Here is a 15,816-nt window from a genome sequence, read left to right on the forward strand (position 1 = left end):
CGCTTCCGCGTCACAGCTTGTTGACGGGAATCTTCATGAAAACGTCGCCCTGTTCATCAGCCGGCGGCATTTGGCCGGCCCGCATGTTGACCTGCAGCGAGGGCAGGATCAGACGCGGCATCGCTAGGGTCGCGTCGCGGGCATCGCGCATTTCGACGAACTCTTCGATGCTGCGGCCCTGTCCGATATGAACGTTCAGTGCCTTCTGTTCGCCCACCGTGGTTTCCCACGCGAATTCATCGCGACCGGGTGCCTTATAGTCGTGGCCCACGAAAATCCGCGTCTCATCCGGCAGAGACAGAATCTTCTGGATCGAGGCAAAAAGGTCCTCCGAAGACCCGCCGGGAAAATCGCAGCGCGCAGTGCCGAAATCCGGCATGAACAACGTATCGCCCACAAAGGCCGCATCGCCAATCACGTAGGTCATACAGGCAGGTGTATGGCCCGGCGTATGCAGGACGTCCCCGCGCATCTGGCCGATGTGAAAACTGCTGCCCTCGGCGAACAGAGCATCAAACTGGCTGCCATCCCTCTGAAACTCGGTGCCTTCGTTGAAGACTTTGCCAAACGTGTCCTGAACGACCACGATATTCTCGCCGATCCCGATTTTGCCGCCCAACTTTTCCTGCAGGTAAGGTGCCGCCGACAGGTGGTCGGCATGGACATGGCTTTCCAGTATCCATTCCACCCTGAGCCCCTGCGCCTCAACATATTCTACGATCTGATCGGCCGAGCTGGTATCGGTGCGCCCCGACGCATGATCGAAATCCAGCACACTGTCGATTATGGCACAGGCCAGACCCTCGGGCTCCTGCACCACGTACGAGACCGTAAACGTCTGGGGGTCGAAAAAGGCTTTCACAATGGGCGTCATGGGATTCTCCGTTCAGCTTTCATTCATATAGCAATAGCGGAATATGTTTAAAGTACCAAATCACGAATTGATGTCTGTCAAAGCAATCTGTGCATTTTGAGCGTACGCTTTGGGCGACCTGTTGCATATTGTCGGTTTTTCGCCCGCACAGGCAAGATTCCGCGATGTTTCAGTCAGGTCTCGTGCTGGTCTTAATCTCGTTACCTATATCAGGCACACTGGCACCATATGGGAGGAAGGAAATGACTGCTCAGGATCTTTATACCGAAGCGGAACGGCTTGAAGAAAAGCTGCATGGTGCGTGTCTGGAGACCCGTCTGGCGCTTCAGCCCAGCGTCAGCTTGGTTCTGGACAAAATGCGTGCGCAGCGTGTTCAGATACCTTCGCGCCTGAGGCGTCTGGATGCCGCGTTGTGCGAAGATGCACTGGAGGCACGGTTCGACAATATGCCGGTCTGATCGGTTCGGTTATCCGAACGAAATCCCAAGGATGACCATCATCAGCCCCAGAACGGACAAGAAAAGCGATGCGAGGTTCCAGGGCAGCACGCCCTGAACCGCAGCGCGAAGTTCGTCATCTGTCAGGTTGGACCTACGTGCCTTCATTACCTGCAGGATGCACCAGACAAGACCGAAAAGCCCGGCCACTGACAGGGCGGCCCCGCCCCAGACGATAATGTCGAACATGGTTGTCTACGCTCATCCTTTGAACCCGTGACCGCGCTTATCGGATTGGTGCAGGGCAGACAAGCCCGTCACGCCGAATGCGCGCTTGCGGTCGGGCCGGTGCCGATGTATCCGGCATATTGCCCGATGACCCGGCGCCCTGTTGTCCGCCCCTGGAAGAGACGCAGGTGGAACTAATGAGGTAAATGATGGAACAGGATTCGGTCCAAGACAGCTACAAGGTTACAGCCGGAGAACTGCGGCAGTTCGTCGAGAGAATTGAGCGCCTTGAGATGGAAAAGAAGGATATCGCGGATCAGATTCGAGAGGTCTATTCTGAAAGCAAAGCGCGTGGCTACGATCAAAAAGCGCTGAGAGCAATCGTAAGCCTCAGGAAAAAAGACAAAGACGAAATCGCAGAGCAAGAAGCTGTGTTGGAGATGTACAAAGAAGCATTAGGGATGACCTAAAGAGAATAGTGTTTCAACCTACCGCTAACAGTGATGTCGTTATTGGGCCAGGAAAATGCTGGCCATAGATTGGGGCGGAGCACTCCCCACTAGGGTGAGGACCTCAAATATTGCAGAAAGATCCCCTTATCACTCAGCTTTGCGGAACCGAGATCAGGATTGCAAAACGTAAACGCAAATTGGTCAACGACCGATCTGAGCCATTACATCTTGCACCGCGTAGTATCTTTGCGCGTTGGGGGGGTGTGTGCCTAGAAAACGATCACCAGGGTCAGGAACTCGTGCGAAGTACAGCGCACCTTTTAGTGGGTCATAGCCCGCTTTGTAGGCTATGACCGTGCCCAATCGATCAGCTTCCAATTCAAAGTTCTTTGAATAGCTTCGCCCGCCAACAAAGGCTCCAAGATCTTGTGCTGCGGCAATGTCATTCGGCCCAGTCCCCGCAATTGTTGCCAGCCCCGCCAAAAGCACCGCACCAGCCGCCGCATTTTGGGCCCGTCGTGCCAAATGCCCTTGAATGTGATGCGCGGCCTCATGCGCCATAACAAATGCAAGTTCATCGGTATTGCTCACATTGCGCGTCAGCGCTTGAGTCATTGTGATTACGGGGCGTCCCGACCTGCTTAAACTCTGATACGCGTTTGAGGGCGCATTCTTGTTTGGATCAATGCGGATCAAAAAATCGCAATTCACTCCCCGAGTTTGGCGGCGACATTCTCGCTCTGCAACGGGCTCAATTCGAGAGGCGACCTGTCGAAATCTCACTTGTGCCTGCTGTGAGCTGACCGGTGCACTTACGCGACCGGGATTTGGTATAGGTGCCGATGGCGGAGGCACGGATGACGCGCATCCCGCCAGCAACAAAACTACACATGCCAAAGCACTCCGCTTCATAAATACACCTTTCCACTTCTTTGAGAGCCGAAATAGAGTTCTTAGTCGTCGATAAATCAGCATCCAATCCCGAACCTTAGGACTGATGTAAATTGTTATCCAATAACAGGGGAGATTGAGCGCAGCCGCATCAAGATTCGGCTGCCACCAAAAGGGCAAGTATCGCAAATGGCATTGAGCCAAACGGCCAGCCGGTCCGCGCGCCCCTCATAAACGACCTGAACCGCGTTGAGGACCGCAGCAAAGGCCGCAATTTCCGCTACACGGCGGCCTAAAACTATCTACTTCGCGGTAACGCGTTGATCCTGAAACATGAGCTGATGGCCGAGCAAATCCCGAAGCAAGTCGCCAATGCGTTGCTGCCTGCGGGTTTGGGGGCGGTGATGTTTCTGGTGGTCGCCAACATCATTCTGCTGATCGTTGGTCAGTTCATGGAACCCTCAGGGGGCGAGCTCTGATCTTGCCGCATTGAGGCCTCTTCGAGGCGTGCCTTGAGACGGTCAACAACATTCTGCGCTGTGGCTATATCATCTGGCGACAGGCCTTCCGAGAGTTCATTCACCCATGGGATTTGCCTCGCAATCGCGGCTTCGTACAACTCCTGCCCCTTTTGAGTCAGAACAACAAGATGCGCGCGTTTGTGGTGTGGATTTGGCTGAAGTTCCACAATGCCCTCTCTTTTCAACTCATTGACGATCCGTTGAATGCCCTGCCGGTGAACACCCATCGTCCGCGCATGGCAGGCAACGGATTCCGGTCGATCAGAATAAGCAATGGCGCCAAGGATTTGCCATCGGGCGCTTGTCAGACCGAGTTCTGATACGAGGCGATCACCGGCAAGCTGCAATCGACCATTCAGCCGAAACACATCCAGTATCAACGCCGTCACCGCTTCTCCTGCTTTGGTCCTTTGTTCGTCAGGCATATCGGCCCCTCATTTTATTGACAACATATTGTCAATTGAATTATTGATCCTATATATGACAATATGACACCAAATTGAAGCAACTTTCAAGGAGCGCCGAAATGGTTAGTTTCAAACCCCTCGACCCCGAGTTTCCCATTGAACGGCAATTGGGCATTGACGCTGGACCCGTCGTTCTCGTCAATCTCTTCACTGTCGATCCCGTAGACCAAGTCGCCTTGGTTGAAGCTTGGAAGAGCGATGCCCAATGGATGAAAAAGCAGCCGGGCTACATCAGCACTCAATTGCATAAAGCCGTTGGTGACGGCAGCATGTACCTGAACTACGCGGTCTGGGAGTCTGTCGCGGACTTCCGCGCGGCGTTTTCAAACCCCGAGTTTCAGCAGCAGCTCAGCCACTATCCTTCCAGCGCTGTGACCGCCCACCATCTGTTCGAGAAGGTTGCCGTGCCGAATTGCTGCACGGCCTGACGAAATCCTTTCCAAAAGCCAATTTGAGCGAACCGCTATGAAAACAAAGATTCACGCCATCGCGGGGGGCATCGGCTTTGTGATGATCCTCCTCTTCTGGACATCAACGGCCACCAGCGAACTCTTTGCGAGCCATGAAACAGTCGCAACCGTCAAGGCATTGATCCTGAAAGGTATGTTCATCCTCATCCCGGCAATGGCCATTGCTGGCGGATCGGGCATGGCAATGGGCAGGAAACGCAAGGATGCCCTCACGAGAGCCAAGAAAACCCGAATGCCTGTCATTGCGCTGAACGGCTTGCTGATCCTTGTACCTGCCGCATGGTTTCTGGCTGGCAAAGCCGCCGCCGGTGAGTTTGACGGCACATTTTATCTGGTTCAGGTGGTTGAGCTGATCGCCGGGGCAGTCAACCTCACGATGATGGGACTGAACATTCGTGATGGTTTGCGAATGACCGGCAAAATTCGGAGGCCGCACTGAAGATGTGGTTCCAACCCAAGCATTGACCAAATTGCCGACATTTGAGCAAACGCAGCGAATTGGCGCTATGTCAGCGCAGTGCCGGTTCGAGAAGCCCCGGTTTTTACTCACGCAGCCAATGTTCGCTATGGGGCTGCTGCCGCAGCAGGTTGGAGGTTGGGCGAACGGCGGGTTCGCGCCGTTCACAAGCTTCTCAATTTAGATTTAGAATGTTGAGATATTCCCTGCCAAATTGACCTGAAGACGTCGAAGCACGCAATCAGAATGCCGCCTTACATAGCCTCCAAGGTATGCGCGAGGCCGTTTCGGATGTGATCTTCCAACAGCTTCTTGGCCGTGTCCGCGTCTCTGGCCAATGCGGCATCGAACATACCCTTATGCTCCTGGACGGCCTCTTCACCGCGATAGGTCAGCACAAGCATCTGATAGCGCAGATATTTATCGTAAATGATCGAGTGCAGAGATAGAAGGTTCCTGGAGTTGCAGGCCGCGATCATCGCCTGGTGAAATTCCCAATCATATCGTTTCCAGGTTTCTTTCTCGGATTCGTCGCCCTTAAGAAGCTGCTGTTCCATCAGGTGCAGTTTGTGGTGTGCGGCAACGAGGTTGCCTTCCCAGTCCGTGTCGCCGTTCGCGATGGACAACTCAAGCGCGTGGCATTCCAACAGGACCCGCAGCTCTGAAATCTCGGTCAGGTCTTCTCGTGAAACTGGTGTGACCAGGAAACCTCGTTGCTCGGGAGCTTCGACAAATCCGTCGCTGGCGAGCCTGTTCAGCGTTTCACGAAGTGTCGAAAGGCTTGCCGAGTAGCGTTCCTTCAAAGCGTCCAGCTTCAGTTTGGAGCCGGGCTGCAGCTCCCCGAAGATGATATCCCGCTTGATGCGCTGATAGGTGCTTGCACCTATCGTGGACGGCTGTTTCGCCATGCGTTTCACCCGATATTCTTGGTTTCCTCGTTCAATTAGCATTTTTCAGAGACATCAGCAATCCAAACTGATGTATGGTAAAAATAAAAATATCATACATTATTGCGGAATCGCAAAAACCCCAATACGGTCAAGCTCAAATTGGGCAAAGCAGCCCGATCGCAATCATTGGTTTCGGGATTATCCGGACCCTCCGGAAGGAAGCAAAGTGTCTAAGAACTTTCGCATTGCCATTGTCGGCATTGGCCTTGTTGGACGCCGCCACGCAGACGCTATCCGTGCGTTGCGCCATGTTGATCTCGTCGCGGTGGTCGACCCCAGCGATGAAGGCCGTGCTTACGCCGTTGAGAACGGGGTCGCATGTTACGAGACCCTCGAGGAAATGTTTGCAAATCAGACGCCGGACGGAGCTGTTCTGGCGACCCCGACCACGCTTCATGTCGAACAAGGCCTCACGTGTGTTCGACATGGTTGTCCTGTTCTTGTCGAAAAGCCGATCGCCGTGGAAGCCACCGCTGCACTTGAGCTTGTTCAAGCAGCGGAGAAGGCCAATGTACCACTGATGGTCGGACATCATCGTCGGCACAATCCTCTGATCCGGTCGGCTAAGGAAGCCATTGTCGATGGGAAGATTGGAGATGTGCGCGCTGTCCATGCGAATTGCTGGTTCTATAAGCCAGACGAGTACTTTGATGCTGCGCCCTGGAGAAAGAAACCCGGTGCAGGGCCCATCTCGGTCAATCTTGTCCACGATGTGGATCTGCTGCGATACTTGGCCGGAGAAGTCATGACCGTACAGGCTCAGTCGGCTGCATCGCAGCGGGGTTACGACAACGAAGATGTCGCCGGAGCGTTGTTGACGTTCGAAAGCGGGGCAATAGGGACCATAAGTGTGTCCGACAGCATCGTTGCCCCATGGAGCTGGGAGATGACGTCTCGGGAATATCCAATCTATCCTTCGACCACCGAGAGTAGCTACATGATCGGTGGCTCTCATGGGTCGTTGTCCGTCCCTGATCTTCGACTTTGGAGTTATCAGAGCGAGCAAAGGGACTGGTGGACGCCAATCTCATCCACCGCGCTGAAGAAGGGTGCCTCTGACCCCCTGGTCAATCAACTTCGGCACTTTGTTGAGGTTGCTCGGCGCGAAGCAGATCCGATTGTGTCCGGATGGGAAGGTTTCAGAACGCTTCAAGTCATTGAGGCCATTCAGAATTCTTGCAGAACAGGTGAAACGATCAGGATAGATAGCTTTCGACAGACACCGATTGCAAATGTATCGGCTTTATAAAATATCATATATTTTGTAAAAAATCTTGCAAAATGCCCAAAATAGGTCAAAACTTGGAATCGTCAAAAAGAAGCATCAATGATGTCTCAGGGAGGAAAAAAGTGACTTTCAAACTTACCCGCCGGGCTGCTGTATCAGCCTTGGTCGCAACCGGTGTTCTGTTCAGCGCAACAAGCGGTGCGCTTGCAGACGACAAAGTACAACTTCGCCTTGCAACGTCGGGGTCAGAAACTGATCAACGTTCGGTCGCCATGGCCGAGGTTTTCGCGCCGATGGTCGCGGACTTCGCGAGTTATGAGCCCAGCTATAACGGCACCATCTTCGCTCAAGGTACCGAGTTGGATGCTATCAGCCGCGGCAACCTGGAAATGTCGATCACCTCGGCGCAGGAACTGGCGCAGTTCTTCCCCGAGTTTTCGATCTTTACTGCGGGCTATGTTCATCAGGACGCCGCGCATCAGGTGGCTGTCTTCAACGATCCGCTGATGGATGCGTTCAAGCAGAAGGCCGAAGAAGAACTGGGCGTCAAACTGCTGTCGGTCATGTATCTGGGCCGTCGTCAGGTGAACCTGCGTCAGCCCAAAGATGAACTGACGGTTTCTACGCCAGCCGACTTGGAGGGCGTAAACCTGCGGATGCCGGGCACCGATGCATGGCAGTTCCTGGGTAAGGCTCTGGGTGCCGCTCCAACGCCAATGGCGTTCTCGGAGGTCTATACCGCGCTTTCGACCGGTGCTGTTGACGGTCAGGACAACCCGCTGCCGACAGTTGTGGATGCAAAGTTCTACGAAGTGACAAACCAGATTGTTCTGACGTCACATCTGGTTGACCTGAACTATATCGCCATCGGCAAAGAGGTTTGGGACAGCCTGACCCCTGAACAGCAAGCCAAGGTCCAGGAAGCGGCCGACGCCGCGGCTGAATCGGGTCGCCAAAAGCAGCTTCAGAAAGAAGCAGATCTTGTAAGCTTCCTGAAAGAGCAGGGGATGGAGATCTACGAACCCGATCTCGCCGCGTTCCGCGATCAGGTACAGTCGATGTATCTGGACAGCGAATTCGCTGGATCTTGGCCGGATGGTGTTCTGGACCAAATCAACGCTTTGGGCAACTGAGCCCAGTAAGACAAGGGAGGGAGAACCACAATGAAAGCCTTTATCAAAGGGTTCTCCCGACTGACCGAAGCGATTGCCGGCGGGATGCTGGCGGCAATCTTCCTGATCTTCCTACTGCAAATTCTTCTGCGGTACTTCTTTACCCCAGCGGGCTGGACGCTTGAACTGATCGGCATCCTCTGGGTCTGGGTGATCTTTTTCAGCTGCGCCTTCATCGTGCGCGAGCGGGATCACGTAAAATTCGACATTATCTATCTGTCTGTACCCCGACGCGTCCGTCAGGTCTTTGCGATGCTGGCGGCAGCGGCAATCGTGGTCGGGATGCTCTACAGCTTTCTGCCGACCTGGGACTACATCGACTGGATGAAGATCCGCAAGACCGCGACCGTTCGCAACCCCTTCTCGGGCGAGAAGATACCGCTGCGCACCGTGTTTTCGATCTATGCCGTGTTCATGCTGGTCGTCGCCGCGCGGTATGCGTGGCTGTTCTTTGACATCATGCGCAATGGCCCACCAAAAACCGAACTTGAAATGGTCGTGGGATTCAACGTGGTCGACGATCATCCGCGGGTCGATGTGGAAGACGACGAGGACGCAAGCAAATGAGCTTTGAACTTCTTTCCTGCCTGCTGACGCTCTTTGTTCTGGCAGGCATCGGGACACCTATCGGTTATTCCATCCTTTTAGCGTCACTGATGTATCTGGGTGTCGCTGGCCTGGACGTCGCGCTGGCGGGTGAGAAGATCCTGCAAGGCTTCTACAAAAGCACGATCCTGCTTGCTGTGCCTTTGTTCATCGTCGCCGCGAATATCATGAACGCGGGGTCGATCACGGATCGGCTGCTTAACTTTTGCGTTGCGGCGGTCGGGCGGTTCAAGGGCGGCCTTGGGCATGTGAACGTTGTGGCTTCGTTGATTTTCTCTGGCATGTCCGGCTCGGCCGTCGCGGATGCCGCGGGGATTGGCAAGATCATCATTGAAATGATGACCAAGGATGGCCGCTACAGCCGGGGCTACGCAGCCGCAATCACGGCGGCGTCGGCGACGATCGGCCCGATCATTCCGCCCTCGATCCCGATGGTTCTTTATGCGCTCGTTTCCAAAGCATCTATCGGGTCGCTGTTTCTTGCTGGCATTCTGCCCGGCCTGATCATGGGCGTCGTCCTGATGGCGATGAACTACTATCTGGCCGGAAAGCGGAATTTTGCTTTGGAAGAACCAGTTCCACTACGCGAGTTACCGGCTAAAACCGCCAATGCGTTTCCGGCGCTGCTGATGCCCGCAATCCTACTTTATGGCATCTACGGGGGTGTCACCACGCCGACCGAAGCCGCCGCAGTTGCAGCATTCTATGCCCTGTTGCTAGCAGCGTTCTTCTATCGTGCCCTGTCGTTTCGTGGTCTTTATCAAGTCTTCGTCGACAGCGCGCGCTCTTCCGCAGCCGTCGGGGTGGTCATTGGCGGCGCGTTCATTCTGAACTTCATTGTTATTCAGGAGCAAATACCGCAGTCGATCTCGGCCCTGTTGGAGGGTTCGGACGTCAGCCCGATTGTATTCCTGATCCTCGTAAACCTGCTGATCCTCGCGCTGGGATGCGTGTTGGACGCAACGACGATCATCCTGGTGATCGTGCCCCTGTTCATTCCCACTTGCGAAGCGCTTGGGATTGATCTGGTGCATTTCGGGGTGCTGGTCGTCGTGAACTCGATGATCGGTCTGATCACACCGCCCTATGGCATTCTGCTCTTTGTGATCAACGCCGTGACGGACATTCCGCTGCGTGAAATCATCTCGGAAATCTGGGCCTTCCTAGCGGTGCTCATCTTCGCCTTGGTGATTATGATGCTGATGCCTGATCTGGTCCTGTGGCTGCCGCGCATGTTTGGGTATCAGGGGTAATGTGCCTCTCGGTCTCGACAACGTCGATCCCCGGCGATCTTGCGGAGAAATTGAATGCCATCGCCGGGGCCGGATTTGACGGAGTTGAACTGCATGAACCGGATCTGACCGCCTTTGACGGGTCGCCATCGCAAATTCGCGAGATTGCATCAGATCTCGGGTTGAAGATTTGCCTGCTGCAGCCGTTCCATAACCTTGAAGGCCAGTTCGGCAGCAGTCGGGAGCGCGCCTTTGATCGGCTGAAGCGCAAACTCGACCTAATGAGCGAGTTGGGCACAGAACTGTTGCTCATTGGCTCTGCTTTTGAGGTGGACGCCGACGCCACCGAAGATCAGGTGATCACAGACCTTGGCGAAGCGACCGAGATTGCAAAGGCGATGGGGGTACGTCTGGCCTATATGGGCTTGCCATGGTCCGACCTCATCCACTCGGACGCACAGGCGCTGCGCATTGTCGAGGCGATTGACAGCCCGCATTTCGGGTTGGCCTTAAACTCCTTTTTCTCGCTGGCTGACGGGTCCAAGCCCGCGCGCCTTCGAGACATTCCCGGAGAGCGCCTGTTCCATGTGCAACTGTCCGATGCACCCCGGCTTGAAATGGATATCCGCAGGCTCAAGCGGCATTTCGGGCTCTTGCCGGGGCTTGGATCGCTGAACCTAGCGGGCTTCGTACGGGTGCTGTCCCGCGCCGGATACACGGGGCCTTGGTCCATTGCGCGCGTCAACGAAGCAGCGCCGCAACTCGGTGGCCGAACACTGGCCCGAGACAGCTACAGGTCGCTGGTGAACCTCCTGGATGAGGTATCCCGGACCGAGCCGGGAACCGATTTCGGCATCCCGGATCTACCGGAACGCGTCTATGCGTCAGGCTTTGAGTTCGTCGAATTTACAGCCGACGAAACAAGCGGCGCGCAGCTGGCAGACATGCTGTCAGCAATGTGTTTTCGCATGGAACGAAAACACGTCAGCAAGTCTGTCGAGCTCTGGCGGCAGGGCGCGATAAACATCGTTGTGAATACCGAAAAGGAAGGTTTTGCCCATTCGGCGTTCCTGGGTCACGGTCCCTCCGTTTGTGACATGGGGTTGCGGGTCAGGGATGCGGATCAGACGGTTCAGCGGGCGACCGCATTGGGCGCGCCGAATTTCTCACAGCCGGTGGGAACAGGGGAACTGGATATCCCGGCCATTCGGGGCGTTGGTGGCAACGTCGTTCATTTCATCGATGAGAAATCCGACCTGCATCGGGTATGGGATATCGAGTTCGAGCCGGTCGCGAAAACCAAAGCCACCCAACCTGCCGGTCTGCGCCGCATCGACCATCTGGCCCAAACCATGCGTCATGATGAGATGCAAAGCTGGCTGCTCTACTACATCTCGACTTTTGAGATGGCAAAGTCTCCTATCGTGAACGTCGCCGACCCGTCCGGCGTCGCGCAAAGCCAAGCTATTGAAAGCCCCGAGGGCGAAGTGCGCCTGAACCTGAACGGGGCCGTTGGGCGCCGAACACTGGCCGCTTCGTTCCTTGAAGATGGGTTTGGGGCCGGTGTTCAGCACATCGCCTTCCAGTCGGACGATATTTTTGAAACGTCGGATCAGTTGCGCAAATCAAACTTTCCCAGTTTGACGATCCCAGAGAACTACTATGCCGATTTGCAAGCGACATTCGGATTGGATGATGATCTGATCGCCCAACTGCGCGAGGGCAACATTCTCTACGACCGGGCAGCGGGTGCAGAGTATTATCAGATCTATAGCCGCCCGATCTTTAACGGCTTCTTCTTCGAAATCGTTGAACGCCGTATGGGCTATGCCGGTTATGGCGCGCGCAATGCACCCATTCGCCTTGCCGCGCAAAGCAAAACCCAGACGCTCAAAGGGGTGCAGGCTCAATGACCGTGTTGGATGAAAACATGACAATGGATGAGCGCGCCATTCGCCAATGGTGGCGTACCTCCATCATCGACATGAAACCCGGACAGATCGCTTTTCGCGGCAACGCCATAGAGGACCTGATCGGGAACGTATCTTTCCCGCAGATGATATGGCTGATGGTGCGGGGCAATCTGCCCAGCGATGCTCAGGCACGCCTGTTCGAGGCCGCTTTGGTCGCAGGCGTGGATCACGGCCCACAGGCTCCCTCAATCGCGGCTGCGCGTATGGCCGCCACCTGTGGGGTAGGTCTCAATAATGCGATGGCGACTGCGGTGAACATGCTGGGCGACGTGCATGGCGGGGCAGGAGAGCAGTGCGCCGAGCTGTACTATGATATCGCGGTTCGCATGGATGCGGGAGCTTCGCTGAATGACGCTATTCGGGATGGCTTGGACCGTTGGCGCGAGACCTACGGCAAGATTGTATCGGGCTTTGGTCACAGGTTTCACAAGCCCGTCGATCCACGCGCACCACGATTGATGCAACTTGTTCGAGATGCGGCGGCAGAAGGCACAGTTTCTGGCCGGTTTGCCGATATCGGAGAAGAGGTTCAGGCCGAACTCGGCCGTCAACGCGGCGGTCGGCCAATTGCCATGAATATCGACGGCGCGACAGCTGTGATCTTCTGTGAACTTGGCTTTCCTGCGCCCTTGTCGCGAGGGCTGTTCTGCCTGTCCCGCTCAGTCGGAATACTCGCCCACGCCTGGGAGCAGATGAACCAGGGCGGTCGCAACAAAGGGCCCATGCCCCCGAATTACTTACCCCTCTACGAAGACAGGAATGATGACAGGTGAGACATCGAAATCCTTCCGGGTCGGCCTTATTGGCTGTGGTCGTATCAGCGATATCTATCTAAAAACACTATCCAAATTCTCGAACATCGAGGTCGTGGCTTGCGCAAGCCTCGATCCTTCGGAAAGCCGCGCCAAGGCGGATCAATACGGTATAGCCAAGGCCTGCACGCCGGATGAGGTGTTCGACGATCCGACAATTGACTGTGTTCTGAACCTGACTATTCCGGCAGCTCATGCCGACATCAGCTTGCGCGCTTTGGAGGCTGGCAAGCACGTCTATTCGGAAAAGCCATTGGTCATGAACCGATCGGATGGAAAAGCGATCCTGTACATGGCCTCTGAAAAGGGGTTACTGGTCGGTTGCGCACCCGACACATTTCTGGGCGGTCGCTGGCAGACCGTTCGGCGCTTGATCGACGAGGGTGCCATTGGCAAACCGACAGGGGTTTTTGCCCATGTCGGTACCCACGGGACGGAACGCCATCATCCCAACCCGGATTTCTATTACCAAGCGGGCGGAGGGCCTTTGCTGGACCTTGGGCCCTATTACCTGACCGCCATGATCTGCTGCCTTGGTCCCGTTGACCGGGTTGCCGGAATGGCTCGGCGCACTTTCGACAATAGGATGATCGAAAACGGCCCTCGCAGCGGCGAATGGATGGACGTCGAGGTCGACACGCACTCCCTAAGCCTGCTGCAGTTCTCTTCCGGAGCTATAGGGTCGATGACCATGAGCTTTGACGTCTGGGACAGCGAATCTCCGCGGTTCGAAATCTACGGTGAAAACGGCACCATCAGCATCCCTGATCCTGACCCGGTACATGGTGCCAACATCTTTCAGGGGGATGTCTGGCTAAAAACGCGGGAGACCTCACGCTGGTCTCATCAGCCTCGTCCAACCGGTCGCGATGACTGGCAGGTGGTCGACAACAAACATGGGTTTAACGAAGACAGCCGTGGCCTCGGCCTTTTGGATCTGGCCCTGGCGGCACAAGAAGGACGCCAACCCCGTGCAAGTGGAGCGCTCGCCTACCACGTTTTCGAGGTCATGGACGCGATCGAACGGGCGCCGAAATTTGGCGCCTATCAGACAATAGAAAGCCGTTGCGCGGCTCCGGAGCCTTTGCCGGTCGATTTCCTTAACGATGAGAGGAAGGAATTGGTTCATGCCGATTGAGACACTCGACTTTGCTCAGCCATTCTTTCGCGTCCAGCACATCACCGATGAAGACAGAATATCTGTCGAGGGTCGTGCAATTGTTTTGAACCTAGGGGAGCGGGATATCTCTGTTGAGGATCAAACCATTGCACCGCTTTCGTCTGTTGTCGTTCAAGATAGCTCACTCAAAGGCGTAGTACGCGCAGTAATTGTCTACGGATTCGACGCCCATGCTGATGACAATGAGCTGTTCGCATGGGTGAAAGATACGTGGCCATCTGCTTTTGATATCCGCCAAGAGGAGCGTCTGCGTGGCGTTAGCCACTACATGTCGCCAAAGGTCTTTGTGGGTAACGTTGGGCTGACCATGTACCATTCCGGCTCGGTGCCGCTGAATGTCGGATTGCATAAGGATCATCCGTTCTGCCCGGTACCGGGGTTTCGCGAAGTGCATACGCAAATCGTAGGCTTCGGTAAAATGCAGCAATGCCGAGAACGGGACGTTGAGACGCTTTATCTAGAAGAATTCATGGCTCCAGGCACGACGCACAAACCGATGTATGACGCCGAAGGCAACTATCCCTGGCATCAGTACGAGACAATTACCCCCAGTATCTTCATGGCGGTGGAAATGCTGCCCGAGGGTGCACTGGTCCCGGAAATGGAGGTTCAGAATGGCTGAGAGACTTTTACCCGAAGACCTGAACTTTGACGGCCCATTCCCCCGGTTGTCTCGCCGTTTGCGGCTGGGCGTTGTTGGCGGTGGACGGATCTCTATCACGCAAGCAACGGCTGCGCGGATGACCGACCGGTGGGAGGTTGCCGCAGGCGCTCTCAGTTCTGATCCCGAACGCAGCAAGGCGCGCGGGGCCGAGTGGTACCTGCCAGCAGACAGGTGCTATGCGTCGTTCGACGAGATGGCACAGGCCGAGGCGGCACGCTCGGATGGCGTAGATGCCGTCATGATCACTACCCCAAACCACGTTCATTTCGGCGCGGCCAAAGCGTTTCTGGAGGCGGGCATTGAGGTGTTGTGCGACAAGCCTTTGACCAACGAAGTCGCCGAGGCCGATGGGCTTGAGGAGATCACTGCGCGCACGGGGCAGGTTTTTGCCGTCGGCTATGCGATGTCGTGTTTTCCTGTGATCCGTCAGGCCAGGCAGATCGTTGCAGAAGGCGGCATCGGCAAGATCAACCAAATCCATGTTGAGTTCATGCAAGACTGGATGACGCCCGACGATGTGGCTGATGCGCCTCATGTAAAGTGGCGGCTGGACCCAAAGATTTCAGGCCCGACCAGTTGTGTCGGCGATATCGGTACCCATGCCGCGCATCTCGCCAGTTTTGTCTCGGGCCTGCCGATGACCGACCTGAGGGCCGAGTTCCATGTCTGCGGCGCGCCAAAGCCTTTGGAAGATACGGTGTTCATGTTCACCCGTTACCAAAATGAAGTTCCAGGAACCCTGATGGCGACGCGCCTTGCCCCCGGAAATCGGGGTGGGTTGCGGTTGCGGATATTTGGGAGCGAAGGTGGTCTGGAGTGGGATCTGGAGAACTCCGAGCACCTGAAATTCAATCGGTTTGGTGAGCCGGACCGTATCATCAGCCGAGGTCACGGGCATGGCATCGGACCCGGAGCGGAACGTCTGATCCGTACCGCGCGCGGCTTCCCCGAAGGGATTATCGAAGCCTGGGCCAACCTGTATACGGAATTTGCCATGGCCGTCGCCGCGCGTCGGGATGGCGTTACTGTTCCGGCCGATTGGCTTGCTTATCCCGGCGTCGGTCAAGGCGCGGACGGTGTCCGATTCATTGACGCCTCTGTGCGCTCTCACCAGTCCGGAGGTGACTGGGTCACTCTCTAAGGCTCTGCCAACACGAATGTAAAACACGCTCGGGCAGTTGCTCGGGCGCTTTCATTTCCTG

At 55.6% G+C, this 15,816-nt stretch carries 19 protein-coding genes and 1 pseudogene; 14 read left to right on the forward strand and 6 right to left on the reverse strand.

All coding sequences use genetic code 11. The features are described 5' to 3' along the window. Nucleotides 1–10: 10 nt before the first annotated feature. The gene (locus RA27_RS00990; RefSeq protein WP_039534112.1) at nucleotides 11–874 is read right to left on the reverse strand and encodes an MBL fold metallo-hydrolase; all 864 of its coding nucleotides are present in this window, start codon (nucleotides 872–874) and stop codon (nucleotides 11–13) included. Nucleotides 875–1,116: 242 nt separating this feature from the next. Between RA27_RS00990 and RA27_RS00995 the strand changes: the two genes are divergently transcribed. Beyond that, nucleotides 1,117–1,332: a hypothetical protein gene (locus RA27_RS00995; RefSeq protein WP_039534114.1), complete on the forward strand. Its 216-nt coding sequence runs from the start codon at nucleotides 1,117–1,119 to the stop codon at nucleotides 1,330–1,332. A 9-nt stretch (nucleotides 1,333–1,341) separates the two neighbouring features. Here the strand turns inward: RA27_RS00995 and RA27_RS01000 are convergent, their stop codons facing one another. Beyond that, a complete protein-coding gene (locus RA27_RS01000) occupies nucleotides 1,342–1,560 on the reverse strand; it encodes a hypothetical protein (RefSeq protein WP_039534117.1) in 219 nt (72 codons plus the stop codon). A 188-nt stretch (nucleotides 1,561–1,748) separates the two neighbouring features. On the opposite strand from RA27_RS01000, the gene RA27_RS01005 reads away from it, so the two are divergent. Further along, nucleotides 1,749–2,009, forward strand: coding sequence for a DUF2312 domain-containing protein (locus tag RA27_RS01005; RefSeq protein ID WP_241483990.1), 261 nt, complete (start codon nucleotides 1,749–1,751; stop codon nucleotides 2,007–2,009). Nucleotides 2,010–2,192: 183 nt separating this feature from the next. Here RA27_RS01005 and RA27_RS01010 read toward each other — a convergent pair whose 3' ends face one another. Together RA27_RS01010 and RA27_RS24945 are read right to left on the reverse strand one after the other, a co-directional pair. Next, nucleotides 2,193–2,687, reverse strand: coding sequence for a M48 family metalloprotease (locus RA27_RS01010; RefSeq protein WP_343294138.1), 495 nt, complete (start codon nucleotides 2,685–2,687; stop codon nucleotides 2,193–2,195). A gap of 55 nt (nucleotides 2,688–2,742) precedes the next feature. Then, a complete protein-coding gene (locus tag RA27_RS24945; protein ID WP_343294139.1) occupies nucleotides 2,743–2,883 on the reverse strand; it encodes a hypothetical protein in 141 nt (46 codons plus the stop codon). Between the two features lie 298 nt (nucleotides 2,884–3,181). Between RA27_RS24945 and RA27_RS24000 the strand changes: the two are divergent. Then, a pseudogene (locus tag RA27_RS24000) lies at nucleotides 3,182–3,349 on the forward strand (TRAP transporter large permease subunit); the annotation flags it as partial. On the opposite strand, the gene RA27_RS01015 reads toward RA27_RS24000, so the two are convergent. Beyond that, nucleotides 3,328–3,828, reverse strand: a complete 501-nt coding sequence (locus tag RA27_RS01015) for a MarR family winged helix-turn-helix transcriptional regulator (RefSeq protein ID WP_039534123.1) — start codon at nucleotides 3,826–3,828, stop codon at nucleotides 3,328–3,330. The pseudogene RA27_RS24000 and the gene RA27_RS01015 sit on opposite strands and share 22 nt — an antisense overlap. A gap of 101 nt (nucleotides 3,829–3,929) precedes the next feature. Here RA27_RS01015 and RA27_RS01020 point away from each other — a divergent pair, with 101 nt between their 5' ends. Both RA27_RS01020 and RA27_RS01025 read left to right on the forward strand, forming a co-directional pair. Continuing rightward, nucleotides 3,930–4,298, forward strand: coding sequence for an antibiotic biosynthesis monooxygenase family protein (locus tag RA27_RS01020; RefSeq protein ID WP_039534125.1), 369 nt, complete (start codon nucleotides 3,930–3,932; stop codon nucleotides 4,296–4,298). 37 nt (nucleotides 4,299–4,335) lie between these two features. Further along, the gene (locus RA27_RS01025; protein ID WP_039534128.1) at nucleotides 4,336–4,779 is read left to right on the forward strand and encodes a hypothetical protein; all 444 of its coding nucleotides are present in this window, start codon (nucleotides 4,336–4,338) and stop codon (nucleotides 4,777–4,779) included. 272 nt (nucleotides 4,780–5,051) lie between these two features. Here the strand turns inward: RA27_RS01025 and RA27_RS01035 are convergent, their stop codons facing one another. Beyond that, nucleotides 5,052–5,705 (reverse strand): GntR family transcriptional regulator, encoded by a 654-nt coding sequence (locus RA27_RS01035; RefSeq protein WP_039536766.1) that lies wholly within the window; start codon nucleotides 5,703–5,705, stop codon nucleotides 5,052–5,054. A 208-nt stretch (nucleotides 5,706–5,913) separates the two neighbouring features. Between RA27_RS01035 and RA27_RS01040 the strand changes: the two genes are divergently transcribed. From RA27_RS01040 to RA27_RS01080, 9 genes are all read left to right on the forward strand, one after another. After that, nucleotides 5,914–6,996, forward strand: coding sequence for a Gfo/Idh/MocA family oxidoreductase (locus RA27_RS01040; RefSeq protein WP_039536767.1), 1,083 nt, complete (start codon nucleotides 5,914–5,916; stop codon nucleotides 6,994–6,996). Between the two features lie 101 nt (nucleotides 6,997–7,097). Continuing rightward, on the forward strand, nucleotides 7,098–8,108 hold the full coding sequence (locus tag RA27_RS01045) for a sialic acid TRAP transporter substrate-binding protein SiaP (RefSeq protein ID WP_039534132.1): 1,011 nt from the start codon (nucleotides 7,098–7,100) through the stop codon (nucleotides 8,106–8,108). Between the two features lie 30 nt (nucleotides 8,109–8,138). Further along, nucleotides 8,139–8,714: a TRAP transporter small permease subunit gene (locus RA27_RS01050; RefSeq protein ID WP_039534135.1), complete on the forward strand. Its 576-nt coding sequence runs from the start codon at nucleotides 8,139–8,141 to the stop codon at nucleotides 8,712–8,714. Further along, on the forward strand, nucleotides 8,711–10,006 hold the full coding sequence (locus RA27_RS01055; RefSeq protein WP_039534137.1) for a TRAP transporter large permease: 1,296 nt from the start codon (nucleotides 8,711–8,713) through the stop codon (nucleotides 10,004–10,006). Before RA27_RS01050 ends, RA27_RS01055 begins: the two co-directional genes overlap by 4 nt. Beyond that, a complete protein-coding gene (locus tag RA27_RS01060; RefSeq protein ID WP_039534138.1) occupies nucleotides 10,006–11,898 on the forward strand; it encodes a sugar phosphate isomerase/epimerase and 4-hydroxyphenylpyruvate domain-containing protein in 1,893 nt (630 codons plus the stop codon). Before RA27_RS01055 ends, RA27_RS01060 begins: the two co-directional genes overlap by 1 nt. Continuing rightward, nucleotides 11,895–12,731, forward strand: a complete 837-nt coding sequence (locus RA27_RS01065) for a citryl-CoA lyase (protein WP_241483991.1) — start codon at nucleotides 11,895–11,897, stop codon at nucleotides 12,729–12,731. The genes RA27_RS01060 and RA27_RS01065 overlap by 4 nt, the downstream gene beginning before the upstream one ends. Continuing rightward, nucleotides 12,721–13,908, forward strand: coding sequence for a Gfo/Idh/MocA family oxidoreductase (locus RA27_RS01070; protein ID WP_241483992.1), 1,188 nt, complete (start codon nucleotides 12,721–12,723; stop codon nucleotides 13,906–13,908). The genes RA27_RS01065 and RA27_RS01070 overlap by 11 nt, the downstream gene beginning before the upstream one ends. Then, on the forward strand, nucleotides 13,898–14,572 hold the full coding sequence (locus RA27_RS01075; protein ID WP_039534143.1) for a hypothetical protein: 675 nt from the start codon (nucleotides 13,898–13,900) through the stop codon (nucleotides 14,570–14,572). Before RA27_RS01070 ends, RA27_RS01075 begins: the two co-directional genes overlap by 11 nt. After that, complete coding sequence (locus RA27_RS01080; RefSeq protein WP_039534145.1) at nucleotides 14,565–15,755, forward strand: Gfo/Idh/MocA family oxidoreductase; 1,191 nt, start codon at nucleotides 14,565–14,567, stop codon at nucleotides 15,753–15,755. Before RA27_RS01075 ends, RA27_RS01080 begins: the two co-directional genes overlap by 8 nt. Nucleotides 15,756–15,816 lie beyond the last annotated feature (61 nt).

Source organism: Ruegeria sp. ANG-R (assembly GCF_000813985.1).
Classification (GTDB): domain Bacteria; phylum Pseudomonadota; class Alphaproteobacteria; order Rhodobacterales; family Rhodobacteraceae; genus Ruegeria.